Source organism: Corynebacterium sp. AOP12-C2-36 (assembly GCF_052379185.1).
In the GTDB taxonomy this organism is placed as follows: Bacteria; Actinomycetota; Actinomycetes; order Mycobacteriales; family Mycobacteriaceae; genus Corynebacterium.
Window position 1 is genome coordinate 143,453 of the sequence record NZ_JBQSYJ010000001.1, and the last position, 25,099, is coordinate 168,551.

23 protein-coding genes are annotated in these 25,099 nt (G+C 68.7%); 16 read left to right on the forward strand and 7 right to left on the reverse strand.

Annotated features, from left to right (window positions below; all coding sequences use genetic code 11):
- Positions 1 to 24: 24 nt before the first annotated feature.
- Positions 25 to 474 (reverse strand): LapA family protein, encoded by a 450-nt coding sequence (locus ACT3UN_RS00655; protein ID WP_301443539.1) that lies wholly within the window; start codon positions 472 to 474, stop codon positions 25 to 27.
- Positions 475 to 542: 68 nt separating this feature from the next.
- On the opposite strand from ACT3UN_RS00655, the gene rlmN reads away from it, so the two are divergent.
- The gene (gene rlmN / locus ACT3UN_RS00660) at positions 543 to 1,655 is read left to right on the forward strand and encodes a 23S rRNA (adenine(2503)-C(2))-methyltransferase RlmN (protein ID WP_301443540.1); all 1,113 of its coding nucleotides are present in this window, start codon (positions 543 to 545) and stop codon (positions 1,653 to 1,655) included.
- Between the two features lie 116 nt (positions 1,656 to 1,771).
- Here the strand turns inward: rlmN and ACT3UN_RS00665 are convergent, their stop codons facing one another.
- Positions 1,772 to 2,236, reverse strand: a complete 465-nt coding sequence (locus tag ACT3UN_RS00665; RefSeq protein ID WP_444655753.1) for a DUF2631 domain-containing protein — start codon at positions 2,234 to 2,236, stop codon at positions 1,772 to 1,774.
- 255 nt (positions 2,237 to 2,491) lie between these two features.
- Between ACT3UN_RS00665 and dxr the strand changes: the two genes are divergently transcribed.
- The 7 genes from dxr (at position 2,492) to ACT3UN_RS00700 (ending at position 10,665) form a co-directional block, all read left to right on the forward strand.
- Positions 2,492 to 3,676: a 1-deoxy-D-xylulose-5-phosphate reductoisomerase gene (gene dxr, locus ACT3UN_RS00670; protein ID WP_301443288.1), complete on the forward strand. Its 1,185-nt coding sequence runs from the start codon at positions 2,492 to 2,494 to the stop codon at positions 3,674 to 3,676.
- Positions 3,673 to 4,890, forward strand: coding sequence for a M50 family metallopeptidase (locus ACT3UN_RS00675; protein WP_301443289.1), 1,218 nt, complete (start codon positions 3,673 to 3,675; stop codon positions 4,888 to 4,890). Before dxr ends, ACT3UN_RS00675 begins: the two co-directional genes overlap by 4 nt.
- A 68-nt stretch (positions 4,891 to 4,958) precedes the next feature.
- Complete coding sequence (gene ispG / locus ACT3UN_RS00680) at positions 4,959 to 6,131, forward strand: flavodoxin-dependent (E)-4-hydroxy-3-methylbut-2-enyl-diphosphate synthase (protein WP_301443290.1); 1,173 nt, start codon at positions 4,959 to 4,961, stop codon at positions 6,129 to 6,131.
- Between the two features lie 89 nt (positions 6,132 to 6,220).
- On the forward strand, positions 6,221 to 8,125 hold the full coding sequence (locus ACT3UN_RS00685; protein ID WP_444655755.1) for a penicillin-binding transpeptidase domain-containing protein: 1,905 nt from the start codon (positions 6,221 to 6,223) through the stop codon (positions 8,123 to 8,125).
- Positions 8,126 to 8,136: 11 nt separating this feature from the next.
- Positions 8,137 to 9,021 (forward strand): type I methionyl aminopeptidase, encoded by an 885-nt coding sequence (gene map, locus ACT3UN_RS00690; protein ID WP_301443292.1) that lies wholly within the window; start codon positions 8,137 to 8,139, stop codon positions 9,019 to 9,021.
- Between the two features lie 84 nt (positions 9,022 to 9,105).
- On the forward strand, positions 9,106 to 9,705 hold the full coding sequence (locus tag ACT3UN_RS00695) for a carboxymuconolactone decarboxylase family protein (protein ID WP_444655757.1): 600 nt from the start codon (positions 9,106 to 9,108) through the stop codon (positions 9,703 to 9,705).
- 189 nt (positions 9,706 to 9,894) lie between these two features.
- Positions 9,895 to 10,665, forward strand: coding sequence for a hypothetical protein (locus ACT3UN_RS00700; RefSeq protein ID WP_444655759.1), 771 nt, complete (start codon positions 9,895 to 9,897; stop codon positions 10,663 to 10,665).
- A 369-nt stretch (positions 10,666 to 11,034) separates the two neighbouring features.
- Here the strand turns inward: ACT3UN_RS00700 and ACT3UN_RS00705 are convergent, their stop codons facing one another.
- The gene (locus tag ACT3UN_RS00705) at positions 11,035 to 11,238 is read right to left on the reverse strand and encodes a hypothetical protein (protein WP_441582271.1); all 204 of its coding nucleotides are present in this window, start codon (positions 11,236 to 11,238) and stop codon (positions 11,035 to 11,037) included.
- A gap of 61 nt (positions 11,239 to 11,299) precedes the next feature.
- Between ACT3UN_RS00705 and ACT3UN_RS00710 the strand changes: the two genes are divergently transcribed.
- Positions 11,300 to 12,367: a hypothetical protein gene (locus ACT3UN_RS00710; RefSeq protein ID WP_441582270.1), complete on the forward strand. Its 1,068-nt coding sequence runs from the start codon at positions 11,300 to 11,302 to the stop codon at positions 12,365 to 12,367.
- A 120-nt stretch (positions 12,368 to 12,487) separates the two neighbouring features.
- Here ACT3UN_RS00710 and ACT3UN_RS00715 read toward each other — a convergent pair whose 3' ends face one another.
- From ACT3UN_RS00715 to ACT3UN_RS00725, 3 genes are all read right to left on the reverse strand, one after another.
- Positions 12,488 to 13,519 (reverse strand): ABC transporter substrate-binding protein, encoded by a 1,032-nt coding sequence (locus ACT3UN_RS00715; protein ID WP_301444029.1) that lies wholly within the window; start codon positions 13,517 to 13,519, stop codon positions 12,488 to 12,490.
- A gap of 235 nt (positions 13,520 to 13,754) precedes the next feature.
- The gene (locus ACT3UN_RS00720) at positions 13,755 to 15,266 is read right to left on the reverse strand and encodes a mannitol dehydrogenase family protein (protein WP_301444028.1); all 1,512 of its coding nucleotides are present in this window, start codon (positions 15,264 to 15,266) and stop codon (positions 13,755 to 13,757) included.
- A gap of 47 nt (positions 15,267 to 15,313) precedes the next feature.
- Positions 15,314 to 16,669, reverse strand: a complete 1,356-nt coding sequence (locus tag ACT3UN_RS00725; protein ID WP_444655761.1) for an MFS transporter — start codon at positions 16,667 to 16,669, stop codon at positions 15,314 to 15,316.
- Between the two features lie 157 nt (positions 16,670 to 16,826).
- Here ACT3UN_RS00725 and ACT3UN_RS00730 point away from each other — a divergent pair, with 157 nt between their 5' ends.
- The gene (locus tag ACT3UN_RS00730; protein ID WP_301443785.1) at positions 16,827 to 17,672 is read left to right on the forward strand and encodes a DeoR/GlpR family DNA-binding transcription regulator; all 846 of its coding nucleotides are present in this window, start codon (positions 16,827 to 16,829) and stop codon (positions 17,670 to 17,672) included.
- 1 nt (position 17,673) lies between these two features.
- Complete coding sequence (xylB, locus tag ACT3UN_RS00735) at positions 17,674 to 19,095, forward strand: xylulokinase (protein WP_301443786.1); 1,422 nt, start codon at positions 17,674 to 17,676, stop codon at positions 19,093 to 19,095.
- 156 nt (positions 19,096 to 19,251) lie between these two features.
- On the opposite strand, the gene ACT3UN_RS00740 is transcribed toward xylB, so the two are convergent.
- A complete protein-coding gene (locus ACT3UN_RS00740) occupies positions 19,252 to 20,247 on the reverse strand; it encodes an alpha/beta hydrolase family esterase (RefSeq protein WP_444655763.1) in 996 nt (331 codons plus the stop codon).
- Between the two features lie 348 nt (positions 20,248 to 20,595).
- Here ACT3UN_RS00740 and ACT3UN_RS00745 point away from each other — a divergent pair, with 348 nt between their 5' ends.
- The 5 genes from ACT3UN_RS00745 to ACT3UN_RS00765 all read left to right on the forward strand — a co-directional run bounded on the left by ACT3UN_RS00745 (position 20,596) and on the right by ACT3UN_RS00765 (position 25,051).
- On the forward strand, positions 20,596 to 21,318 hold the full coding sequence (locus ACT3UN_RS00745; protein ID WP_301443607.1) for a sulfite exporter TauE/SafE family protein: 723 nt from the start codon (positions 20,596 to 20,598) through the stop codon (positions 21,316 to 21,318).
- 4 nt (positions 21,319 to 21,322) lie between these two features.
- Positions 21,323 to 22,804 (forward strand): aminotransferase-like domain-containing protein, encoded by a 1,482-nt coding sequence (locus ACT3UN_RS00750; RefSeq protein ID WP_301443606.1) that lies wholly within the window; start codon positions 21,323 to 21,325, stop codon positions 22,802 to 22,804.
- Positions 22,801 to 23,508: an aspartate/glutamate racemase family protein gene (locus ACT3UN_RS00755; protein WP_301443605.1), complete on the forward strand. Its 708-nt coding sequence runs from the start codon at positions 22,801 to 22,803 to the stop codon at positions 23,506 to 23,508. Before ACT3UN_RS00750 ends, ACT3UN_RS00755 begins: the two co-directional genes overlap by 4 nt.
- Before the next feature lie 218 nt (positions 23,509 to 23,726).
- Positions 23,727 to 23,912, forward strand: a complete 186-nt coding sequence (locus ACT3UN_RS00760; protein WP_301443604.1) for a hypothetical protein — start codon at positions 23,727 to 23,729, stop codon at positions 23,910 to 23,912.
- Between the two features lie 47 nt (positions 23,913 to 23,959).
- Positions 23,960 to 25,051: a YeiH family protein gene (locus ACT3UN_RS00765; protein WP_441578756.1), complete on the forward strand. Its 1,092-nt coding sequence runs from the start codon at positions 23,960 to 23,962 to the stop codon at positions 25,049 to 25,051.
- Positions 25,052 to 25,099 lie beyond the last annotated feature (48 nt).

The window sequence follows — 25,099 nt, forward strand, 5'->3', positions numbered from 1 at the left end:
CGGTCGGCCAGCCCGCAGGTCACGCTATTTGCGCTTCTTCTTGCCGCCGTTGTCGGGGTGGTTGATTTGACGGCGCAGCTGCAGGATGCGCACCGCGCCCACGCACGACATCACCAGGGCGCCGGCGATGGCGGCGATGAGCATCCCCACACCGATGGGGAAGTTCCACTCCCAGACGAACATCTTCAGCTGCACGGAGTCCTGGTTCTGCAGGATGAAGATCAGCAGCAGGATCAGGATCACCGCGCCGACGCTCAGGCCCACCCACGTGGACCCGGCGATCGAGCCGGCGACGGAGGGCTTCGCCGACGAGTCGGCGGCGGTGCCCTCCGGGGCGGGGGCCTCCGACGTCTCCACCTCGGTGGATGCGGCGTCGGACGTGTCGGCGAAGCCGCCGGCGTCGGGCAGCTCGGCGGTGTCGGTGGTCGGGACGGTCAGGTCGTCTGAGCGTTCATTCTCTGGTCTCTTAGCCATGCCGCCAAGTGTAGTGGTATTGCACGATGTGCCCCCACCTCCCACGACGTGCAATAATTGCCGACACCATGACTACACCGGTTCAACTGCAGTTCCGTGCCCCCACCAGGGGCATGCCACCCACCCACCTGGCCGACCTCACCGACGACGAGGTCAAGGCCGCGGTCACCGACGCCGGACTTCCCGGCTTCCGTGCCAACCAGATCGCCAAGCAGTACTACGGACGTCTCGAGGGCGAGCCCTCCCAGATGACCGACCTGCCCGAAGGTCTGCGCACCACCGTGAAGGACGCCCTGTTCCCCACGTTGATGGAGTCGGTCCGCAACATCTCCTGTGACGAGGGCCAGACGCGCAAGACGCTCTGGAAGTTGCACGACGCGACCATGCTCGAGTCCGTCCTGATGCGCTACCCCGACCGCGCGACGCTGTGCATCTCCTCGCAGGCCGGTTGCGGCATGGCCTGCCCGTTCTGCGCCACCGGCCAGGGCGGGCTGGACCGCAACCTGTCGACCGCCGAGATCGTCGAGCAGGTCCGCGCCGCGGCGAAGTCCATGCGCGACGGTGAGGTCGAGGGCGGCGAGGGTCGTCTGTCCAACATCGTCTTCATGGGCATGGGCGAGCCGCTCGCCAACTACAAGCGCGTGGTCAAGGCGATCCGTCGGATCACCGCGCCGGCACCGGAGGGCTTCGGCATCTCCGCGCGCAACGTGACGGTGTCGACCGTGGGCCTGGCCCCGGCGATCCGCAAGCTCGCCGACGAGGGCATGCACATGCGCCTGGCCGTGAGCCTGCACTGCCCGGACGATGAACTGCGCGACACCCTCGTGCCCGTCAACAACCGGTGGTCGGTGGACGAGGTCCTCGATGCCGCGCGTTACTACGCCGACAAGTCCGGCCGTCGCGTGTCCATCGAGTACGCGCTGATCCGCGACATCAACGACCACCCGTGGCGTGCCGACCTGCTCGGCAAGAAGCTGCGCGGCGCGCTGGGCAACCAGGTGCACGTCAACCTGATCCCGCTGAACCCCACCCCGGGTTCGAAGTGGGACGCCTCGCCGAAGCCCGTGCAGGACGAGTTCGTCCGCCGGGTCGCGGCCCAGGGCGTGGCCTGCACGGTGCGCGACACCCGCGGCCAGGAGATCGCCGCAGCCTGCGGCCAGCTCGCCGCCGAGGAGCGCTAGGCTCCTTGCTGTTGTCCGCCTGCCCCAGGGCAGGTGGGGACAAAGAAAAGCCCCCGCCCCGACCCAGGTGACTGGGGAGGGAAGGGGGCTTTCTCCGTGCGGACCCTGTGCGGACCCTAGTGGTGCAGCACGTGCTTCGGGGTCTCGATGCTCTCGACACCGTCGGAGCCGACACCCGGCAGGTTCCAGGAACGCAGCTCGGCGGTCGTCATGTTGGCGTAGACGCCGGTGAGGTTGCGCTGGTCGGCGGCCCAGTCGGGCTCCTGGTGGCCGGCCGGCTTGTTGTGCGAGGTCACCGTGGCGCGCGCGGGCTTCGGCTTCCAGTTCGGCGAGGAGTGGCGTGCGTAGAGCGTGGTGCCCACGATCAGCAGCACGCCGATGCAGACGAGCCAGATGTTCTCGACGTGGCCGGGGTGGTTACCGAACAGCATGCCGAACATGGACAGGCCACCGAGGTAGCCGACGACGATCGTCGTCTTCCGGGGGAACTGGTGCCAGCCCCAGGCTGCGGACGGCTCATCCTCGGTGGAGACGCCGTTGTACACTGCCACCTTCGTGCCATGATTTGCGTGATCGGCCACGTCGATATCCTCCTGAACTAGGACGGCAGTGGTCACCTGCCGAATTATCGCCTCCATTCTTGCACATCCGCCGCGCGCGGTGAACTTCCGCCCCGCCGCGGGTTCCCCCGCCAGTGACCCCGCCGCTCACCCCGCACACAGACCCTGCAGGCAGGCCCCTCACCTGACCGGCGGCTGGGGGCAGCCTGGAGGTCTGCTGGGGGAGCGCGGGGAGGTGGCGTCCCGGCTACCGTGGCGCCGCGGGCCCGTGGAACAATGGGCCGGGTGAAGAGACGAGTAGTGGTGCTGGGTAGTACCGGTTCAATCGGTACGCAGGCGCTCGAGATCATCGCGGACAACCCGGAGCGTTTCGAGCTGGTGGGCATCTCCGCGCACGGGACGAAACCGGAGCTGCTGCTTCAGCAGGTGCGCTCCTTCGGCCTGGGCGCCGGGCAGGTGGCGGTCGCCAGCGACCGCAGTGCCGACGAGATCGAGCGGGAGCTGGACGGCCACGTGGTCCGCGGGGCGGACTCGGCCCGTCAGCTCGTGGAGCGCACCACCGGGGACCTGGGCCTGGGCAGTGAGGACGTCGTCCTCAACGCCCTGGTCGGGTCGTTGGGACTGGACGCCACCCTGGCGACGTTGACCGGCGAGGCGCGTCTGGCGTTGGCGAACAAGGAGTCGCTCGTCGCCGGCGGCGGGCTGGTGCTGGACGCCGCGTCCGAGGGCCAGCTGGTCCCGGTGGACTCGGAGCACTCGGCGATGGCGCAGTGCCTGTGGTCGGGACGTCACGAGGACGTCGCGGAGCTGGTGCTCACGGCGTCCGGCGGGCCGTTCCGCGGGTGGACGCGCGAGGCGCTGCAGGACGTCACGCCGCTGCAGGCGGCGAACCACCCGACCTGGTCGATGGGGCAGATGAACACGCTGAACTCCTCGTCGATGGTGAACAAGGGGCTGGAGCTCATCGAGGCGTCCCTACTGTTCGGCGTCCCGGCGGAACAGATCGCGGTGACGGTGCACCCGCAGTCCATCGTGCACTCCATGGTCACCTTCCGCGACGGCGCGACGATCGCCCAGGCGTCCCCGCCGTCGATGAAGCTGCCGATCAGCCTGGCGCTGGGCTGGCCGGGGCGCGTCCCCGGCGCCCAGACGTCGCTGGACTTCGCCACGGCGTCCACGTGGGACTTCGAGCCCCTGGACGACGAGGTGTTCCCCGCCGTCCGGCTCGCACGCGAGGCCGTGACGGCCGGCGGGTGCATGCCCGCGGTATACAACGCGGCGAACGAGGAGGCCGCGGTGGAGTTCCTCGCCGGCACCCTGGCGTTCCCGCGCATCGTCGACACCATCGCCGAGGTGATGGGGGACTGCGCGTCGCTGGTGCAGCGTCCGCGTGACATCGACGACGTCCTCGCCGCCGAGCGCGAGGCCCGTGCGCGGGCCCACGAGAGGATGGGCCGGTGAGTTTCGCTCTTGGCGTGATCCTCTTCGCCCTGGGGATCGGGGTGACGATCGCCCTGCACGAGGCCGGCCACATGGTCGCCGCCCGGGTGTGCGGCATGCGCGTGCGCCGCTACTTCATCGGCTTCGGGCCGACGGTGTGGTCGACCACGCGCGGCCACACGGAGTACGGCCTCAAGGCCGTCCCGCTGGGCGGTTTCTGCGACATCGCCGGCATGACCGTCAACGACCCGTGGACGGAGGAGGAAGAGCCGTACCTGATGATCAACAGGCCCGCGTGGAAGCGGGTCTTCGTGATGATGGCGGGCATCATCGTGAACATCGTGCTCGGCACGCTGATCATCTTCAGCGTGGCGGTGAGCTTCGGACTGCCGTCCACCGAGGCGCCTGCACCGAAGGCCGTCGAGCTGGTGTGCTCGCCGGAAACCGACGCCACACAGGACGTTACCTGTTCCGGTGAGGGTTCCGCCGCGGCGTCCGGCGTCGCCGTCGGCGACACCTTCGTGAGTGTCGACGGCGAGGATGTCGGGAGCATCCCCGAGGTCATCTCGGGCGTCCAGGAGGTCGGACGCACCGCGGGGCAGGACGGCTCGGCCGTCGGCGACACCGTCACCGTGCCGGCGACGGTCCAGCGCGACGGGCGGGACGTGGACCTGGACCTGCAGGTGCAGCTCGTGGAGCGCGAGGGTCAGACCGTCGGCGCGATCGGCGTGCAGTTCGACGGGCGCGCGGAGATGGTGGACTACAACCCGGTCACCGCGGTCGGCGGTACCGCCGACTACACCTACTACCTGGGCAAGGAGACCGTGAAGGCGCTGGTCGACCTGCCGCAGCGCTACTGGCCGGTCGTGCAGTCCATCTTCGGCGCCGAGCGTCAGATGGACAGCCCGGTCAGCGTGGTCGGCGCCTCCCACATCGGTGGGCAGATGGTGGAGCAGAGCCAGTGGATGAGCTTCCTGCTGTTGCTGGCGAACCTCAACTTCTTCCTCGCGGTGTTCAACCTCGTGCCGTTGCCGCCCCTGGACGGTGGCCATGCGGTCATCGTCATCTACGAGAAGCTGCGTGACCGGTTGCGCAGGATGCGCGGCCTCGAGCCCGGCGGCCCGGTCGACTACGTCAAGGTGATGCCGGTGACCTACGTGGCCACGGCGATCCTGCTGGTGTTCGGTCTGACCGTGATCGTCGCCGACGTCGTCAACCCACTCCAACTGTTTTAGCCCGTCAGGACGCCCGGGCGTAGACTGTGCCCGTAGATCCACACGAAAAGTAAGGACTAGACAACACGATGACCGGAATTTCCCTCGGTTTGCCCGACGCTCCGCCGCCGGTGCTGGCTCCCCGTCGCAAGACCCGCCAGCTCATGGTCGGCAACGTCGGCGTCGGAAGTGACTACCCTGTCAGCGTCCAGTCGATGACGACGACGAAGACGCACGACGTCAACGCCACCCTCCAGCAGATCGCCCAGCTCACCGCCACCGGCTGCGACATGGTCCGGGTCGCGTGCCCGAAGACCGTCGACGCCGAGGCGCTGCCGGCGATCGCGAAGAAGTCGCCGATCCCGGTGATCGCCGACATCCACTTCCAGCCCAAGTACATCTTCGCCGCCATCGACGCCGGCTGTGCCGCGGTGCGCGTGAACCCGGGCAACATCAAGGAGTTCGACGGCCGGGTCAAGGAGGTCGCCAAGGCCGCCGGTGAGGCGGGTATCCCGATCCGTATCGGCGTGAACGCCGGTTCGCTGGACAAGCGGATCATGGAGAAGTACGGCAAGGCCACCCCGGAGGCCCTCGTGGAGTCCGCGCTGTGGGAGGCGAGCCTGTTCGAGGAGCACGGTTTCGGCGACCTGAAGATCTCGGTGAAGCACAACGACCCGGTGATCATGGTCGAGGCCTACCGTCAGCTCGCCGCGCAGAGCGACTACCCGCTGCACCTCGGTGTCACCGAGGCCGGTCCGGCCTTCCAGGGCACCATCAAGTCCGCGGTGGCCTTCGGCGCCCTGCTGGCGGAGGGGATCGGCGACACGATCCGTACCTCCCTGTCGGCGGACCCGGTGGAGGAGATCAAGGTCGGCGACCAGATCCTGCAGTCGCTGAACCTGCGTCCGCGCAAGCTGGAGATCGTGTCCTGCCCGTCCTGCGGGCGTGCGCAGGTGGACGTGTACAGCCTCGCCGAGCGGGTCACCGCCGGGCTGGACGGCATGGAGATTCCGCTGCGCGTGGCCGTGATGGGCTGCGTGGTCAACGGTCCGGGTGAGGCACGCGACGCCGACCTGGGCGTGGCCTCGGGCAACGGCAAGGGCCAGATCTTCGTCAAGGGTGAGGTCATCCGCACCGTGCCGGAGGACGAGATCGTCGAGGTGCTCATCGAGGAGGCGATGAAGATCGCCGACGAGATGGACCCCGAGGAGCTCGCCGCCGCCGGCGTCACCGGCTCCCCCCAGGTCAAGGTCACCACCTAGACCGCGGGGCCACACCTGGCAGGGGGCCGGGTGAAAGCGGTTCGTGTTTGTCCGGGGAACCAGCGCGCTGCGCTGCTAGCGTGACCGGCATGACCCAGATTCTGGGGGCGCCCGGCGCTCGGCCCCCGAGACGCACCACCACCACACGCGCCGGTGTGTCGTCCGTAGCCGGCGTACTGAGCCTGGTGCTCAGCGTCGTACTGGTCACGGTCTCCGCCTGCACCCCGCGTCCGGACGTCGCCGACGACGTGGTCGGTGACTTCCTCGACGCGGTCTCGTCACGCGACGTCGAGGCCGCCGCCCGGCTCACCGACGACGACGCCGTGGCGTCCGACGCCCTGGAGCAGTCCTGGGACTCCCTGCAGGCCGACGGCCTGCAGGTCGACGTGGAGGGCGTGCGCACCGACGACAACGTCGCCACCGCGGACTACACCATGACCTGGGACCTGCCCGGCGAACGCGAGTTCAGCTACGACGCCACCCTCACCGCCACGCGTACCGGCGGGGAGTGGACGGTGCGGTGGCGTTCCTCGGTGCTGCACCCGGACCTGGGCGCCGACCAGCACCTGGAGCTGCGTCGGATGGACGCGCAGGTCGCCGACATCGTCGGCTCCGACGGTGCGGTGCTCGCCACCCCGGGCACCACCTGGCGGGTGGTGCTGGACCTCGACGAGGCACGTACGTCCGGTGGGGTGCAGGGCGCGGTGGGACGCATCGGACGTGTGCTCACCGCTGCGCACGCCGGTGAGGAAGCCATCCCGACGATCGACGAGGCGGCCGTGTGGTCCGCCGCATCGGACGCCTCGGGCACCTACTCGGTGACGATGATCCCCGGCCAGTTCGGCGACCAGCTACGCGAGGAGCTGGAGGCGATCGACGGGGTCCGGCTCAACGAGGAACCGGCGATGGTGCGTCCTGACCCGGGTTTCGCCCCCGACATCATGTCCCGGGTCACCGACTTGGTGGAACCCGAGCTCGAGGGCGAGGCCGGCTGGGAGGTCGTGGCGGTCAACCAGAACGCCTCGGTGGTGCGCACCCTGGAACGCGCCGAACCCGCCCCCGCGCCGGCGGTGAAGGTCAGCCTGTCGCGCGCGGTGCAGGAGGCCGCGCAGCAGGCGGTGGACACCCGTCCCAACGACGAGGCGATGATGGTGGTGATGCGCCCGTCCACCGGTGAGGTGCTGGCGGTGGCGCAGACCGAGGAGGCGGACAAGCAGGGCGACGTGGCGCTGTCCGGCCAGTACCCGCCGGGATCGACGTTCAAGGTGATCACCGCCTCGGCCGGGGTGGAGAAGGAGGGGCTGAACGCCGACTCCTCGGTGGCGTGCCCGGCGACGCAGGACATCGGCGGTCGTATCGTGACGAACTACAACTCCTTCTCGTTGGGCAACACCTCGATGCGCAACGCCTTCGCCCAGTCCTGCAACACCACGTTCGCCCGGATCTCCACGGACCTGGAGCCGGGGGAGTTGAAGGAGGAGGCAGCGAAGTTCGGCCTGGGCCGTGACTACGACATCCCGGGGCTGACCACGATGACCGGCCAGGTGCCCGAGGGCGAGGTGATGCTGGACCGCACGGAGGCCGGCTACGGGCAGGGCCTGGACCTGGCCAGCCCCTTCGGCATGGCGCTGGTGGCAGCCACCGCGGCGAACGGACGTACCCCGGTGCCGAACCTCATCAACACCGACGGGGTGCACACCCTGGACACCGACGGCAATGACGCGGTGGAGGGCGAGCCCCTGGACCCCGGCATGCTGGGCAACCTGCGCGACATGATGCGCGCGGTGGTGACCAGCGGTTCGGGTTCGGCGATCTCCGGTGCCGGCGAGGTGTACGGCAAGACCGGTGAGGCGGAGATCAACGAGGGCTCGCACGCCTGGTTCATGGGATACCGCGGCGACCTGGCGTTCGCCACGATGATCGTGCTGGGCGGCGGGTCGGAGCACTCCGTGGCGGTGACCCAGCAGTTCTTCGACAACCTGGACGGGGAGTAGGCTGGGGCGTCATGAGTAGAGCGCTTCTGACACCCGGTAACCCCACCCCGATCCGGAAGGTTCCGGACTCCATCGAACGTCCGGAGTACGCGTGGCGGGACGAGGTGCAGGAGAACGTCGGTGAGCCCTGGGTGCAGACACCCGAGGTCGTCGAGGCGATGCGCGAGTCCTCCTGGATCGCCGCCGGCGCCCTGGCCGCGGCCGGTGCCGTGGTGGCTCCGGGCGTGACCACCGACGAGATCGACCGGGTCGCCCACGAGTACATGTGCGACCACGGCGCCTACCCGTCCTGCCTGGGCTACCGTGGTTTCACCAAGGCCGCCTGCGTGAGCCTGAACGAGATCGTGTGCCACGGCATCCCGGACTCCACGGTGGTGCAGGACGGGGACATCGTGAACATCGACGTCACCGCCTACAAGAACGGTGTGCACGGTGACACGAACGCCACCTACCTGGCCGGCGATGTCTCCGAGGAGCACCGCCTGCTGGTGGAGCGCACGTACGCCGCCATGTGGCGCGGCATCAAGGCTGTGAAGCCGGGCCGGGAGATCAACGTGATCGGCCGGGTCATCGAGGCCTACGCCAAGCGTTTCGGCTACTCGGTGGTCCGTGACTTCACCGGCCACGGGGTGGGGCCCACGTTCCACAACGGTCTGGTGGTGCTGCACCACGACGAGCCGGCGTACAACACGGTGCTGGAGCCGGGCATGACGCTGACGATCGAGCCGATGCTGAACCTGGGCGAGCTGCCCTACGACATCTGGGACGACGGCTGGACGGTGCAGAACCGGGACGGCAAGTGGTCCGCGCAGTTCGAGCACACGATGGTCGTCACCGAGACCGGTGTGGACGTGCTGACCCTGCGTGAGGACGAGAAGGACCAGACGGTCAAGTAGACCGGTGGTGCCGTCGCGGTCTTGTGGGCGGATTTTTGCCGGGCCGGCCCCGTGGCGGCTTCGGGCCGGGTAGCGTGTTGGGGTATGAACATATCTGGCCCGGAGTCACTGTCCACACAGGCATCACCCGAGGGTTCGGCGCGGATCACCCGCCCCGGTGAGAAGGTCCCCGGCGTCCGCGAGCTGGGGGTGCTCAACCACCTGATCGCGCGAATCGGCGCGAAGGTGCAGGGGACGGAGACCATGGGGGTGTTCTCCACGATCGGTAGGGCCCGTCGGCTGTTCAAGCCGTGGCTGGTGTACTCGGCGATGATGATGCCGTTCGGTTATCTGTCGCGCAGGGAGACCGAGCTGGTGATCCTGCGCGTCGCACATCTGCAGAGATCCGAGTATGAGGCGGCGCACCACAGGAAGCTGGCGGCGTCGGCGGGGCTGAAGAATGAGCAGATTCAGGCGATGGAAGGGGAGTCGCATGGTCAGACGAGGCGTTGGGGCGTGATCCTGGACGCCGTGGACCAGATCGTGGCGCACGGGGAGGTGGACGAGCCGACGTGGTCGGCGTTGGCGACGTACCTCTCCGACCGGGAGCTGGTGGCGTTGGTGATGCTGGTGACGAACTACGCCGGCCTGGCGACGGCACTGTCCGTGCTGGGGACGCCGGTGGACCGGAAACGGACGTCCTGAGCCGGTCTACAGAAGGATAGTTTTACCCCTGGACACGCTCGTGAATGTGGGTTACCCTGTGGTGGTCCGGCCCGTCGGGGGTTCGGGTGGGGGTCGTGGGGAACAGCGGCTGTCTGGATGTCGTCCCTGGTGGGACGGCGATAATTGAGTCGAAGAGGCGGGGTGGGGCCTATGGTCCATCGGGAGAGCGTGGGAGACGACGGTTCGCATCGGCTGTTGTGGCTGCCGTGCGTGGTCGTCGTTCTGGTGATGGTGATGATGGTGACGGCGTGCTCGCCTGCTGACGGTGAGGCCGGGGATGGGGTGGACGTCGCCGCGGCCGAGCATTCCGGGGACGGCGCGGGGGAGGGGGAAGCTGCGCTTGATGGCATGATCGCGGAACCCGAGGTGACGGACGACGGCCGGATGATTCAGCCTGCGGGACACACCGGCCTCTGGTTCGAGACCAGGCCGTTGGATCCAATGGATAACCTGGTGTACAAGTCCCAACGATTCGTGGGGCAACCTGTCGTCCTGGAGCTGCTCGGGGAGAGGGCGATGATGCCGCAGTGGGAGGACATGCCTGAACCCTGTCATCCCGAAATTGACAATAGAATTGGGCAAATCGGACTCGATGTCGACGTTTCTCCGGATGATGGCTTGGGAATAGCCTTTTGTGGCTTGGTTGCAGCCGACAGTATCAATTCCGGAATTCGTACTTTTGATATTGGATTCGTCGAGGACTATCGTGCGTTTTCCAAGATTGATCAGGACGATCTTGATCCTCTACATGGATATCTCAGGCTGGGGGCGGGGTCGGCGGAGTTGGCGGTAGGCTGCATTGCTGTTGATCAGGTAGCGGTGGGGAGGTATAGCGCGTTTTCGGGAAGTGCAGATAGTGCTGCAAATGTGGAATGTCAGCGTTCGGTTTCGGTGCTTCAATTGTTCAAGAATATCTTAGGTGGGGGATTCTATGTTTAAGTATGACTATGATAGTCTACGGCGAGTTGCTCAGGGGGTCGACTTTGCTAATAGGGAGTTGAATGGCATTGGACTCCATGATGCTGTGACATCTTTGTTTACTACTTCACCTTCCCTGACTGCCGTATCCACTCAGTATGCATCCTATCTTCTCGGTCATCCGGGTTCCCTTGCGGTTGCAACGACGGCTGCGATCTCGAATGTTGGGTGGCTGTATGATTCTCTGGTTCCGCTGGCGAAGTCCTTGCGCGCTCAGGAGATCGCGTCGGAGGGCGCCTTCAAGATGATGTTGGAGTTCGATGAGTCCATGGAGGAGTTTGAGAATTATATCCTCCCTTCGCGCGTCGAGACTCGTATACTGGACCTCGGCTATGTTCCCCCAATTGCGGCCGTGGAGGCGGTGACACCCCTGAAGGCACTGACAGTCATGTTCGCCGGTGACGATAGCGGGATCGTGTCGGCGGCAAATTCGTGGTCGAAGTCGGCCGGAAAAATGATCGTTGCTTCGGAACTGCTTCGCAGTGCCGCCAGCTCACTTGCTTCCACCACGGAAGGTGAAGTCTTCACGAACATCTACGCGGGGATATCGACGATCGCGGAACAGTGCGCTGTCGTCTCGGCCAACTCCACGGCGATGGCGACCTCCATGCTGCAGCTGCCGCCGATCCGGGCGGCCGCGCACACCCAACTCGTCGCCATGGAGCTCGAGTTGGCTGCAGAGGCAACCGCGGCCGGAGCAGCCACCGGAGGTGCCGGGGCCGCGGCCATCGCCGCGAAATCCCAGGCACAGGTCGCAGCATTCGTCGCCGGCTACCTCCAGCCCGCGCTCGACACCGCCCGGCCGCTCGTCACCAACCTCTCGGTACCGGTGACCAGTCACACCGGTGGTGGGGCGCTGACCTCCGCGGGGGCAGCGACCATGGCAGCTGAAGAAGCCATCACCCAGGTCGCCGGTGGCGCAGCGACACCAGCTGCTACCCAGGCCGCCGCGCAGCCCAACGCCGTCGCACAGCAAGCCAGCCAGATCGGGGCGGCCCCAGCGGCGGCGAACCAGGCAGCACCCGTCGGGCAATCGCCGATGGGGCCCACAGGCGGTGCCTACGGCGCACCCGGTGGCGCGCAGGCAGGCTCGCCGACATCCATGGTCGCCGGGCAGAACCAGGCCCTCGGAGCAGTCGGCGGACGCGGGACACCGACCGTCACCCCGGGGACGGCGGCCCCAGGGACCACCACCGGTTTGCGCGGAGGCGTGCCAGGGTCCGTGGCCCAACCCCTTCTCCCCAGAGGCGTCAGCACCGCAACACCCCGCAGTCCCGGTGCCATGCCTCTCGCCGGAGCCGGTGGCTCGTCCAGTCCGGGGGCGGGCGCCGCACACGGAGGCGCTGGTGCCAGGGGAGGAGTCCCGGCGGCAGGCGGGGCGGCCCCTGTGTCCGGTAGCAACAACGCCGCCGGACAACGTGCCGGCGGTAATGGAATGGCAGCCGGGGCAGGAGCGGCGGGAGCCGCCGGTGCAGCAGGGCAGAAGGGCGCCGCCGGCCGGGCGGGCAAGGGCAAGAGCCCAGGTGCCCTGTTCGGGAAGACGGGCCAGGGAACGTCACGTCAGCGCGGCAAGAAGTCCCTCGGCAGCTCGCTGCTCGACAGCTACTTCCGCCGCGAGTACCTCGGCGACAAGGAGACCACCGTGCGAAAGGTCATCCGCTGACCCTCGACGGACGGCAGTGAAGGCCTGCAGACAATGAGAAGGCCCGGGATCAGAATCTGATCCCGGGCCCTCATTCTGTAGTGGGAGAGTATCTCCCCACTACATTTACTGTCGAATCAACTACTCGGCGTCGACGGCGTCCTCGTCGGAGACGATCTGCAGCTGGTCCTGCAGCTGCTCGAGCAGCCACGCGTTGGACAGCGAGGACGGGATGTTCAGCGCGGCCATGACCGCCTTGTCATCCTCGACCACGGCGCCGGACTCGACCTGCGGCAGCTGGCTGTAGCCGGCGATGGCACGGATCTTGTCCATGCCCTCGGTGGCGTACATGCCCATGAAGTTCGCGGCCAGGTCGGACACGCGCTCGTAGGAGATCTGCGCGCGATCGGCGTCGACGTTCAGGGAGCCGTCCGTGAAGGAGGCCGGCAGCGTCATGCCCAGGCGGGAGTAGAACTTGTTGGCGATGTTCTCCGGGTCGGCGATCACGCCGAACTGACCGGCGCGGTCCTGCACCGTCAGGGCGGTCTTGCCCTCGAGGCCGGGGAACTCCTCACGTGCGGAGGCGAAGGCCTCCTCGTCGGCGTCGATGACCTCCTGGGCCTTGTCCTCCAGGCCGTAGATCTCGCCCAGGGCCTGCAGCTGCGGCTCCCAGTTGGCGTCCTCGTCCATGCCGGGCAGCACGTCGGTGACCTTGGACAGCTCGTTGTAGGTGTCCTCGTCGATGCGGTAGGTGTCGCCGACGACCAAGTCGGGATCCTTGGCGGCGACCTCCTCGAGCGGGAAGTCCTCCGAGACGGCAATGCGCTCGACGCCCTCGAGGTCCGGGTTCTTCCAGTCCGCGTTGGCGTCATCGCCACGCTCCACGATCACGTCCGGGGTGATGCCGAGGGCGAGCAGGTTGTCCACGGCGGTACCGATCGCGACGACGGTCTCCGGGTTCGTGTTGTAGGTCGCCTCACCGTACATGTTGTCGATGGTGACCTCGGACTCCTCGGCGCCACCCTCGGCGCTGTCGGAGGAGTTGGTGTCGTCCGAGCTGCTGTCCGAGTCATCGGTGGAGCAGCCGGCGAGAACGAGGCCACCGGCGAGCACGGTGGCGGTCAGGGTCCGGCGGACGGTACGTCCGGTGGAGCGGCGGGCGGTGTGCAGCATGAAGGGGGATCCTCTCCTGGCCCGGCGACGGGGTGGGAATGCCGTGGAGAGCAGTTCGCCGGGCGGTGGTGTTGGTGAAACGTCTCTAACCGTAGGCTACGTTTAACTGTAGCGGGCCGTACCGAACTTACTACAGAGGAAACAACCGCGACAAGAGCCCGTGCGGGTACCGGTCCACCCCCGCCCCACCTGCCATACAGATCACCCCCGTCGGAGGGACGGGGTGGGAGGAGGATCAGCGCTCGGCGAGCAGCATGTCCAGCGTGGCCTCGGCGCCGACCGTGTGCAGCGACTCCAGCACCCGGGTGTAATCGGCGGTGAACTCGGGGGAGTCCACCAGGTCGCCGAACACCTCCCGGTCACGCAGGAACGACAGGGCGTCCTCCCGGTTGTGCGAGGCGGACTCCTTGAGTCGGTCGGCCATCCGGTCGACGACGGTGATCGGTGCACCGTCCTCGTCCACGCCTTCGGCGTAGCGTGCCCAGGACGCCACGATCGCCGCGGAGAGGCGGACGGGGCGTCCGGCGGCGAGGTTCTCGCGCACCACCGGCAGCAGCCACTTGGGGATGCGGTCGGAGCTCTCGGCGCACAGCCGGGCCACGGTGTCCTTGACCGCGGTGTTGCCGAAGCGCTGGATCAGGGTGCGACGGTAGTCGTCCAGGTCCACGCCCGGCAGCGGTCGCAGGGTGGGGGTCGCCTCGTCGGTCATGTAGGCCAGCAGGAAGTCGCCGAAGCGCGGGTCCGCCATCACGTCGTGGACCATGCGGTGCCCGGCGAGGTGGCCGAAGTAGCACAGGCCCTGGTGGGAGGCGTTGAGCAGGCGCAGCTTCATCAGCTCGTAGGGGACCACGTCGTCGACGAGCTGGACCCCGGCGTCCTGGTAGGGCGGACGTCCGGCCGTGAACTTGTCCTCCAGCACCCACTGGGTGAAGTCCTCGGCGACGACGGGCCAGGCGTCGGTGTAGCCGCGCGCGGCGACGTCCTCGCGGTCGGCGTCGGTGGTCTCCGGGGTGATGCGGTCGACCATGGAGTTGGGGATGGCCACGGACGCGTCCATCCAGGCGCCGAGCTCGGCGTCCACGCTGGTGGCGAAGGCGACGAAGGTGGCGTGGGCGACCTCGCCGTTGCCCTGGATGTTGTCGCAGCTCATGATCGTGAACGGCGCGACGCCGGCGCGGCGGCGCTCGTCGAGTGCGGCGGTGACCAGACCGAAGAAGCTCTTGAGCGAGGCGTGGTCGCCGGAGCGCAGGGCCGCGCGGTCGGCGGCGATGAGCTCGGCGTCCTCCACGAACTCCCCGGTGACGTGGTCGATGTTGTAGCCGCCCTCGGTGACGGTGAGGCTCACGATGCGGATCTGCGGGTCGGCGAGCATCGCCACGGCGGCCGCCGGGTCGTCCGGGGCGAAGACGTAGTCGACGATGCTGCCGATGACGCGGGCGTCCTCCGAACCGTCCGGCGCCTTGGTGGTGAGGGTGTAGAGGTGGTCCTGGCCGGCGAGGGCGTCGCGCATGCGCACGTCGGACGGCATCACGCCGAGTCCGACGATGCCCCAGTCCAGCGCCTCGCCCTGGTTCATCAGACGGTCGAGGTACATGGCCTGGTGGGCGCGGTGGAAACCGCCGACGCCGATGTGCACGATGCCCGGGGTGACCTGCGAGCGGTCGTAGGACGGCACGGCGGTGGGGTTGCCGGTGTGCGCGGTGATCTCAGGGACGTCGGGGAGGAGGGAGGTGCTGAGGGTGGGCATGACGGGAGTTCTCCTTGCTGTGGGTGTGTGCTGTGGAGTGGAGTGGGTCAGTTCTGGCGGGCTGCTTCTTCGGCAGCCTTCTCCGCGAGGGGTTCAGGGACGTTGTCGGGCACGCCGTCGAAGCCGGGCTGGTTGCCGCGCAGGGTCAGCGACAGGTAGGCGGCGAAGAGGTAGAGGCCGATCATGATCAGCGTCAGGCCGGTGGCGCCGACCAGCGGGAGGAACACCGCGACCAGCAGCGGGCCGACGGCCACCGCGGCGCCGACGCCGAGGTTGTAGGTCGACATCGCCGCACCCGGGTGCTCCGGGTCGATCGCCACGGCGATCGCCGAGAGCGGGACGTAGCCGGCCAGGGAGACGCCGAACAGGGCGCCGAAGGCCAGTGTCACGCCGTAGACGAGCGGGTCGGGCAGGCCGAGGGAGCGTCCGATCAGCGGGGTGAAGTACACCGCGGCCAGGGTGACGGCGCAGGCGACCGCACCGGCCCAGAACATGGTGGTGGCCCAGCCGAAGCGGTCGCCGATGCGTCCGTAGAGCGGGTTGAACGGGAGGTTTACCGCGTAGATCACCGTGGTGAGGATGAGGAACCAGCCGAGCTTCCAGCCGAGTTCGTCGGTGAAGTAGGCGGGGAAGTACACGGCCATGGCGTAGGTCGGCACCGAGTTGATCGTACGGATGTAGGTCACCCGGCGGGCGCGCTTGTCCCGGGCCAGCAGCTTGAAGCCACGCGAGAGGGTGGCGCTGACCTCCTCGGGGTTGTCGACCAGGGGCTTGCGTCCGACCTGCTCGCGCACGCCGAACAGGGCGATGCACGCGCCGACGATGACCAGGGAGAGCGACAGCCAGAGCGTCTGGTAGAAGTCCAGGTTCAGCAGGGACAGTGAGACGGTCGCGGTCAGTGCGCCGAGGGTGGGCAGGCCGGCGGAGAAGCTCACGTAGAACCAGCCCACGCCGGTGGCCCGGTCCTCGGCGGGGGCCACCGCGGTGATCCACACCAGGAACCCGTAGGCGAACAGCGGGTAGCCGAAGCCTCTGAGTCCGTAGGTGATGAAGATCAGCCACGGGTTGGACGTCGGCAGTGCCAGGCACAGGAACACCAGCTCCAGGGTGACCCAGACGCTCACGCCCAGGATCATCACCCGGCGCGGGCCCCAGAGGTCCGACAGGGCGGCGGCGAAGAAGGCGGCGATGGCGACGGAGATGCCGTAGACGGTGACCAGGGTGCCCACCCGCGAGGTGGAGAACCCGTGGTCGTCGCGCAGGAAGGGCTCGAGGATGTTGGTCTCGACGCCGTCGCCGATCATGAAGATGGTGAGGCCCACGAAGCCCCAGATCAGTGCCTGGGGGATGCCGAGGCGTTCGAGCAGCCGGGGTGTGTCCGGCTGTGTGGTGCTGGAAGTCATCTGTGCTCCTGAAGCGTCAGGCGGGAGGGATGTGGGTCACACCTGGTGGCCCGATGCGATCAACCTACCGCCATTATGTTAGAAAGTCACCACTTACAACAAAAAAATGTTGAAAACGGGGGTTACTTCACATCGCCCCCGTGCTAATGTTGCGCCCATGCCCCCAACGTCACAGCCCGCACCTGCGACGGGAGCCGACAAGCGCCCCGACAAACGCCGCGAGAACATCGTGGCCTACGTCACCCGCCACGGCACCGCCCGCGTCGAGGACCTCGCCCGCCACTTCGAGGTCTCACCGATGACCGTGCACCGCGACCTCGACCACCTCGCCGCCGAGAACCTGCTGGAACGGGTCCGTGGCGGCGCCCGCTCGGTCAGCCCCTCGATGAGCGAGCTGGGGGTTGGCCAGCGCCGCCAACTGCACCGCGACGTCAAGAGCGGACTGTGCGCCCTGGCCGCCGAACTCGTCGAGGACGGGGCGGTGGTCTCCGTCGACGACTCCACCACCCTGGAGTCCCTGGTCACCCTGCTGCCGCAGCGCAGCCCCTCGGCGCTGATCACCCACTCGCTGGCGGCGATGAGCCTGCACCGGCAGCGCACGGGGGCGGGCAACATCCGCCTGATCGGCTGCGGGGGCCAGTACATCCCGGAGACCGACTCCTTCCTGGGGGCGGTCACGTCCGAGCAGCTGCGGCGGCTGTCGGCGGACGTGGTCTTCGTCTCGACCACCGCGGTGCGTCCTTCCGCCGGTGGCGGGCCGGCGATCTTCCACCCGGACACCGAGGCCGCCGAGACCAAACGGGCCCTGCTCGACACCGCCCCGGTGAAGGTGCTGGTCGTGGACTCCACGAAGTTCGGTGCCCCCGGGGTGTTCAAGATCGCCGACGTTACGGAGTTCGACCACGTCGTCGTGGACAATGAGATCAGTGACGCCGACCGCGCCCTGCTGGAGAACACGGGAGCGACCCTCCACGTGCTCGGAGAGATCGAAGGAGACAACTGATATGGCACTCGTGCTGGGAATCGACAGTTCCACCCAGTCCTGCAAGGCACTGCTGGTGGACGCGGCGACCGGGGAGGTCGTCGACGAGGGACGCGCCACGCACCCCGACGGTACCGAGGTCGACCCGCGGGCCTGGGTGGACGCCATGGAGCAGGCGACCGCCGGGTTGCTGGACCGCGCCGACGCGGTGTCCGTCGCCGGCCAGCAGCACGGCATGGTCGCCCTCGACGCCGACGGGGAGGTCGTGCGCGACGCCCTGCTGTGGAACGACACCCGCTCGGCACGCGCCGCCGAGCAACTCATCGACGAACTCGGCGGCCCCGCGGCCTGCGTGGACCTGACCGGCAGCCGCTACGTCGCCTCGATCACCGCCTCGAAGCTGCGCTGGATGCGCGACCATGAGCCGGAGAACGCCGCGCGCACCGCCAGCGTGCTGCTCCCGCACGACTACCTCACCTGGCACCTCTCCGAACGCGGCGAGAAGGTCACCGACCACGGCGAGGCGTCCGGCACCGGCTACTACAGCACCCGCGAACGACGCTGGCTGCCCGAGCTCGCCGAGCGCGCCCTGGGCCACGACGTCGAACTGCCGCGTCTGGCCGGGCCGAATGAGCGGGTCGGGGTCGTCGCCGCATCGGTGAACGCCGCTGCGGCCGAGCGTGGCACCGTCATCGGCGCGGGCACCGGCGACAACCAGGGCGCGGCCTTGGGCCTGGCGCTGCAGCCCGGCGACGTGAGCGTGTCCATCGGCACCTCCGGGGTGGCCTCCGCCGTGGTCCCCGACAGCGTGCACGACTCCGCGGGCATGGTCACCGGCTTCGCCGACGCCTCAGGACGCTACCTCCCGCTGGTCTGCACGCTCAACGCCGCGCGCGTGCTGGACATGGGACGCCGCCTGCTCGGCGTGGACTGGGAGGAGTTCGAGAACCTGGCCCTGGCGTCCGACCCCGGCGCCGGCGGCCTGGTGCTGCAGCCCTACCTCGACGGCGAGCGCACCCCCAACCGTCCCAACGCCACCGGCATCCTGCAGGGCATCACCACCGCCACCACCCGCGAGGACTTCGCCCGCGCCACCGTGGAGGGACTGCTGTGCTCCATGAAGGACGCCGTGGAGGCGCTCGTGGGCGCCACCGGTGTGGAGGCCACCCGCGTGCTGCTCATCGGCGGCGGCGCACGCTCGGCCGCGGTGCGCGCGGTCGCCCCGTCCATCTTCGGGGTGGACGTGCTGGTCCCGGACCCCGCGGAATACGTGGCCCTGGGTGCGGCCCGCCAGGCAGCGTGGGCCCTGTCCGGTGCCGAGAACCCGCCGGAGTGGACGGTGGCGGGCACCTCGCCGGCCTCAGCCGCCTTCAACGGACGCACCGTGCGCTCCTACGCGCACCTGCGCACCGCCACGAAGGACTGGAACTGGGGGCTGGACTAGGCGGTGGGGTTGGTGACCTCTACCGCCACCTTTTCCAGCGCGATGCAGCCCGATCACCCTCCCAGGTAGCGTTTCGGGCCCTTTGCCTACCTGGGAGGGCGACAATTTCGACGGGTGAGTCTGTGGCGTGGTCCAGGCGCGGTCGGGGAGCGGCTGCTAGGAGGTTGCGGACTTGAAGAAGTCCCAGATCGCGCCGGGGCCGTCGTAGCGGGCACCGCCGGAGTTGCCCCAGTTGCCGGTGGAGGTGGGGAAGGAGTGCCCGCTGTGGTCCACGGCGATCAGCCGGACAGTGCTGTCGTCGGGAGAGCCACCGGGAGTGATACCTGAGGCGTCGCCCCAGGTCGTTACCTTGGCGTCTCCGTCCTGCACGGTGGTGGGTGAGCCGGTGTCCGCGATGCCGTTGCGCTGGGCGAACCATTCGGCACTGTCCTCGGCGGAGCGGACGTTCCCACGGCTCACGGCGTTGGCACCGGATCCGAGCACCACCTCGCCACCGTCGAAGGGGTTGATCGGGTCTTCGCGGCCCTGCAGGAACAGTATCGACACCGGCTGGTGCTCATCGCTGCAGGTGAAGTTGTCGTCTGTGGGTACGTTGCCGTTCACTGAGGCCACGGCGCTGACCAGGTCGGGCGCCTCGTAGGCCAGGCGCTGGGCCATGTGCGCGCCGCTGGAGTACCCGATGGCGTACACGGGGGCAGCGACATCGGAGGCATCGGAGTCGCCGGAGTCGCCTGAATCCCCGTGGATCGTCTCGACCACGTGACGCATCAGGCCTACGTCGTCGAGATCCTGCTGCTTGGCGGGCCAGTCGCCGGCCGCGCGGCACTCGTTCCAGTTGTTGGCATACCCGTCGACGTAGGCCACGATGAACCCGTCGCGATCGGCGAGACGCTCCAGGTCCCGCCCGATCCCCGAACGGATGCCCGCGCCGGTGTCGCCGGTGCCGTGGATGACCAGCACCACCGGCAGCGGGGCCTCGTCTGATCGACCGGATCCACCGCTCTCCGGCGTGTAGACGTCCCAGGTGCGGTTGACCCCGTCGAGCGTGGCGGCGTGGGAGCTGTAGCCACCGTCGGAGGAGGCCTGCGGTGTCGTGCAGGACGTGAGCAGCAGGGCGCACGAGCCGACAACGGTGCCGACACTCGCTGTCACGGCGCGAAGGGTCACTCGTCGGCGGGTCATGGGCCCCAGTATGCCGAGCTTGGCGGGGACGCGGTGGCGCACCGAGCACCCGGAGCACCCCGGGTAACCCGCCGGACTCAATGTTTCTGGCATGTTTCAACTGGACCGCCCGTACTGCCCGTCCCGTGGATATTCAGGTCCAGTCGTCGGCACAGCAGGCTGGGGGAGTCCCGCACAACTGGGGCGGCGCGCCGGAGTGACCCTCCGCGCCCCCGCCGCCCGACGACGAGAGGCCAGGATCCCCATGGCACACCAGCAGCGCGCACCCCGCGCCTCCCGCGCACACCCCGCACATCTCACGGACCGGGGGTGCTGAGCATGTGCACCGCACTGCTGCTCACCGTCGGCATCGTGGCCGCGGTGATCCAGGCCGTCACCGGCTCGGGGTTCGCCCTGGTCGCCGCGCCCCTGGTCGTGCTCGTCGCGCCGAACCTGCTGCCCGGGCCGTTGCTCACGATCACCACGGTGCTGATGATCATCTCGGTGGCCACGTCGAAGCGGGCGAACCTGCGCAAGGACGCCCGCCTGCTCCTCCCCGCCGGGGTGGGCATCATCGTGGGAACGGTGGTCAGTGTGCCGTTCCTGGCGTGGATCGGGGAGCACCAGAAGGCGGTGAACGTGGTGGTGGCCCTGGGGGTGATCGTGGCGTTGCTGCCGCCGTTGCTCGGCAGGGTGATCACGACCTCTCCCACGCGCATGGGTGTGGGCGGGTTCGTGGCGGGCACGATGACGGCGACGGTGGCGTTGCCCGGCCCGCCGTTGCTGATGGTCTACCAGGCGCCGGACGCCCGCAGGTACCGCGAGGGTCTGGCGGTGATGTTCCTGGTCGCCTCGGTGTGTGGGCTGGTGGTGCTGGCCCCGACGACGGGACTGGCCCCGGACGGGTGGGACGGTATCGGCACGTTCGTCGTCGGCATCGTGATCGGTTCGGTGCTCGGCGTGGTGCTGGCCAGGCGTGCGCCGATGGGGCTGGTGACGATGCTCGGGCGGGTGGTGGCCTTCGTGGCGGCATGTCTGCTTCTGGTGTCGGGGTTATGCTGACCCGGTGCACAGCTTCACCGACGACTGGGCGGCCCTGGCCCACGTCACCCCGCTGCACGCGCGGGTGGGCGCGTTCCTGCGCCAGGGGCTCTCGCGGGGCGACTACCCGCTGAACCGCGCCCTGCCGTCGTCGCGTCAGCTCGCCGAGCAGCTGGGGGTCTCGCGCACCACGGTGCAGACCGCGTTGGAGCGCCTGGTGGACGACCGGCTGATCACGGCGAAGCCGCGCAGCGGCATGTACCCGGCCACCGCGCCCACCCTGCCACCGCCCGCGCCGGGGCGCGCAGCCGCGGACGACCCCGCAACCGCCCCCGCAGCGTCCTGCGTGGACTGGGACGAACTGTTCTACCGTGACGCCCCGCCGGTCACCCGGATCGTGGTGCCGGACCAGCGGCGCTACCCGTTCCCGTTCATGAGCGGGCAGGTGGAGGAGAACACGTTCCCCACCCGCTCGTGGCTCAAGGCGGTGAATGCGGCGATGTCGGGACGCAACCTGCACGTGGCACTCGGCGATCCCCGCGAGGGCGACGACCCGATGCTGGTCAACGCCCTGGTCGAGGAGGTGCTCGCCCCGCGTGGGGTGCGTGCCGGCCCGGACGAGGTGATGATCACCGCGGGCACGCAGCAGTCGCTGTCGTTGTTGTCGCTGGCGCTGGTCGGCCCCGGCGTGCGTGTCGCCTTCGAGAACCCCGGCTACGTCGACGCGTACCAGGTCTTCGCCGCCAGTGGGGCGCGCATGCAGCACATGCGCGTGGACCGGGAGGGCGCGGTGGCCCACGACGCCGCGGGTGCGCACCTGGTCTACCTCACGCCCAGCAGCCACCACCCGACGTCCGTGGCGCTGAGCCCGGAGCGTCGCCGCAGGTTCCTGGCGCTCGCCGAGTCGTCCGACGCGGTGGTCGTGGAGGACGACTACGACGCCGAGATCCGCCTGCAGGGTCCACCCCTGGCGCCGATGAAGTCCATCGACCGTTCCGGGCGCGTGGTGTACCTGGGCACGTTCTCGAAGTACCTCGCGCCGGGGCTGCGCATGGGCTACGTGGTCGCCGCCCCGGAGCTGATCGCCGCGTTGCGACGCTTCCGGCACTTCTCCACGAAGACGCCCTCGCCGATGCTGCAGCGCAGCCTGGCGTTGTTCGTGCGCTCCGGTGACTACGCCCGCCAGCTGCGCAGCTACCGGCTGCGGGTGCGGTCGAAGTACGAGCAGTTCCGCGAGGCGGTGGGCACCTACCTGCCGGACATGGCCGGGCAGCTGGTGGTGCCGCAGATGAACATGTGGATGCACGACCCGCAGGGGGCGGACACGGCCGACTGGTCGGTGCGTGCCCGCGGCAGGGGAGTGCTGGTCAGTCCCGGTGAGCTGTACTACGCGCCGGGTGCGGTGGTGCGCCGCGACGAGGTGCGCGTGGGCCTGGCCTCGATCTCGGAGGTGCGCATCGCCACGGGCGTGCGCGAGTTGGCCGCGGCGCGCGGGGGTCTGCGGTGACCCGACGCATCCTGCTGGTCAACCCGAACACCAACCAATCCACCACCGCGATGATGGCGCGGCGGCTGCGCGCCGCCCTCGGGCCGGACGCTGCGCTCGCCGAGGCTCCCGGCTGCGTGGTGACCGCCGTGACCGCTGCGCGCGGCCCGGCGATGATCACCACGCCGGACGCGCTGCAGGACGCCGCGGGGCATGTGGTCGACGCCGTGCGTGGTGCGCTGCAGGATGCTGCACAGGACGGTTCGCAGGACGGATCGAGTTTCGACGCGGTGCTGGTCGGCGCCTTCGGCGACCCGGGTGTGCGGGAGCTGCGCCACCTGCCGGCGTTGGACGGGGTGCTCGTCACCGGCATCGGCGAGGCCGCCCTGCTCGCCGCCACGGCCGCGGGAGGACGTTTCGCCATCGCGACGACCACCGGCGAGCTGGCGGGGTCGTTGGCAGAGCTGGTGGCACGGGTGGGGGTGGCGGAGTCGTACACGGGACTGGAGCTCACACGCACCGACCCGTTGGTGCTGGCGACCTCGCCACAGGCCAGCCGGTGTGAGCTGGCGGTGGCGGTGGAGCGCGCGGTGACGAAGGGGGCCGACCGTGTGGTGATCGGCGGCGGTCCGCTCAGCGACGTGGCCGCGGAGCTGGAGTCGACCTACCCGGGAGTGATCGTGGAACCGGTCGTCGCGGCGGCGCGGTTGATCCGCGGGGCGTGATCCCCGCCTATGTGTCTCCGACGTCCGCACGCCACCGGCGCAATCCCTGCATTTCGGTCCGATCTCTGACAGCGACCGGACCGAAATGCCGGGATTGCGCCGGGCAGCAGAGGTGTTGGAGCCACCACCTCCCAGGGCTTGACCGTCGTGGCGGCGCGGTTGATTCAGGGGGAATGGAACGCTTCCACCAGGTAGACTGAGTTGTCTATCTTCGGTGCATGACGACACACACCAGCGAGGACACGGCGAACAGCGGACCCGGCGAGTCAGACGAGTCGAACGAGGCCGTCAGGCAGGTCGCCAGGTTCGCCCTGTCGGAGGACTGGGCTGCCGTGGTCGCTGGGCTGGGGATCCTGGTCCTCGTGCTGGCCGGCGTGATCACCGAGAGTTGGCTGGTCCTGTGACCGCCACGGTCGGTGGCGTCGGTGAAGGCAGCATCGAGCGGGCAAACCTGCAGGACGGTCGGCGTCTCGAGTGGCGCTGGGCCGTCGCCGGGCTCGTCGTGGTCCTCGGCGGCGGGGCGCTGACCCGCTACCTCACCGAGAACGTCCCCGAATGGTCCGAGGGCACGGCGGTGGCGAAGCTCGGCGGGGCGGTCGAGTTCCCCGTCTACGCGATCCTGATCGGGCTGTCGCTCAACGCGGTGCTGTCCGCCCTGGGGGTGCGGGGGCGCCTCGCCGCGGGGTTCCGCACCGAGTTCTTCATCAAGACCGGGCTGGTGTTGCTCGGCGGCACCGTGGTGCTGTCGGTGATCCTGCGGGCCGCAGGGCCGGCGGTGCTCCAGGCACTGGTGCTGATCACCGGGGTGTTCTTCTTCACCTGGTGGGTCGCGGGCAGGCTGGGGGTGGACGATCACCTTCGTGCGCTGCTGGCTTCGGCGGTGTCGATCTGCGGGGTCAGCGCGGCGATCGCCGCGGCCGGGGCGGTGAAGGCGAAGAAGGAGCACCTGGCGTACACGGCGACACTGGTCATCGTGTTCGCCCTGCCGTCGATCTTTCTTCTCCCCTGGTTGGCGCAGGTACTGGGGTTGCCGGACGCGGTGGCGGGTGCCTGGATCGGCGGCAACATCGACACCACCGCCGCGGTGAGCGCGGCCGGTGCGTTGGCGGGGGAGGACGCCCTGCAGATCGCCTCGATCGTGAAGCTCACCCAGAACGCACTCATCGGATTCGTCGCCGTGGCTCTGACCGCGTGGTTCGCGGTGAAGGTTGATCGGGGAGAGGGCGCCCCGAGGTTGCGTGCCATCGACTTCTGGCACCGTTTCCCCAAGTTCGTGATCGGCTTCGTGGCGGCGTCGGTGATCGTCACGGTGGCCGCGGAGTTCCTCGACGAGGCGACGATGGAGGGTGTGGACGCCACCGTGAAGGGCTTCCGCGACTACTTCCTGATCCTGGCGTTCGTCTCCATCGGCCTGGAGTTCGAGGCACGCACCCTGAAGGAGGCGGGGGCCCGCCCGGTGGCGGTGTTCGGACTGGCCACCGTGTTCAACCTCGTGCTCGGCCTGCTGCTGGCCACGGTGCTGTTCGGCAGCTTCGAGGTGTGAGCGAGCGTCCGCGGTTGATCCACGGGGCGTGATCCCGCCTATGCACCT

Excerpts from the sequence above, each read along its gene's own strand:
- ACT3UN_RS00655 (WP_301443539.1), bottom strand. The coding sequence starts at position 474 with ATGGCTAAGAGACCAGAGAATGAACGCTCAGACGACCTGACCGTCCCG.
- rlmN (WP_301443540.1), top strand. The coding sequence starts at position 543 with ATGACTACACCGGTTCAACTGCAGTTCCGTGCCCCCACCAGGGGCATG.
- dxr (WP_301443288.1), top strand. The coding sequence starts at position 2,492 with ATGGGCCGGGTGAAGAGACGAGTAGTGGTGCTGGGTAGTACCGGTTCA.
- ispG (WP_301443290.1), top strand. The coding sequence starts at position 4,959 with ATGACCGGAATTTCCCTCGGTTTGCCCGACGCTCCGCCGCCGGTGCTG.
- ACT3UN_RS00685 (WP_444655755.1), top strand. The coding sequence starts at position 6,221 with ATGACCCAGATTCTGGGGGCGCCCGGCGCTCGGCCCCCGAGACGCACC.
- map (WP_301443292.1), top strand. The coding sequence starts at position 8,137 with ATGAGTAGAGCGCTTCTGACACCCGGTAACCCCACCCCGATCCGGAAG.
- ACT3UN_RS00695 (WP_444655757.1), top strand. The coding sequence starts at position 9,106 with ATGAACATATCTGGCCCGGAGTCACTGTCCACACAGGCATCACCCGAG.
- ACT3UN_RS00705 (WP_441582271.1), bottom strand. The coding sequence starts at position 11,238 with ATGTTCGTGAAGACTTCACCTTCCGTGGTGGAAGCAAGTGAGCTGGCG.
- ACT3UN_RS00710 (WP_441582270.1), top strand. The coding sequence starts at position 11,300 with ATGGCGACCTCCATGCTGCAGCTGCCGCCGATCCGGGCGGCCGCGCAC.
- ACT3UN_RS00715 (WP_301444029.1), bottom strand. The coding sequence starts at position 13,519 with ATGCTGCACACCGCCCGCCGCTCCACCGGACGTACCGTCCGCCGGACC.
- ACT3UN_RS00720 (WP_301444028.1), bottom strand. The coding sequence starts at position 15,266 with ATGCCCACCCTCAGCACCTCCCTCCTCCCCGACGTCCCTGAGATCACC.
- ACT3UN_RS00725 (WP_444655761.1), bottom strand. The coding sequence starts at position 16,669 with ATGACTTCCAGCACCACACAGCCGGACACACCCCGGCTGCTCGAACGC.
- ACT3UN_RS00730 (WP_301443785.1), top strand. The coding sequence starts at position 16,827 with ATGCCCCCAACGTCACAGCCCGCACCTGCGACGGGAGCCGACAAGCGC.
- xylB (WP_301443786.1), top strand. The coding sequence starts at position 17,674 with ATGGCACTCGTGCTGGGAATCGACAGTTCCACCCAGTCCTGCAAGGCA.
- ACT3UN_RS00745 (WP_301443607.1), top strand. The coding sequence starts at position 20,596 with ATGTGCACCGCACTGCTGCTCACCGTCGGCATCGTGGCCGCGGTGATC.
- ACT3UN_RS00760 (WP_301443604.1), top strand. The coding sequence starts at position 23,727 with ATGACGACACACACCAGCGAGGACACGGCGAACAGCGGACCCGGCGAG.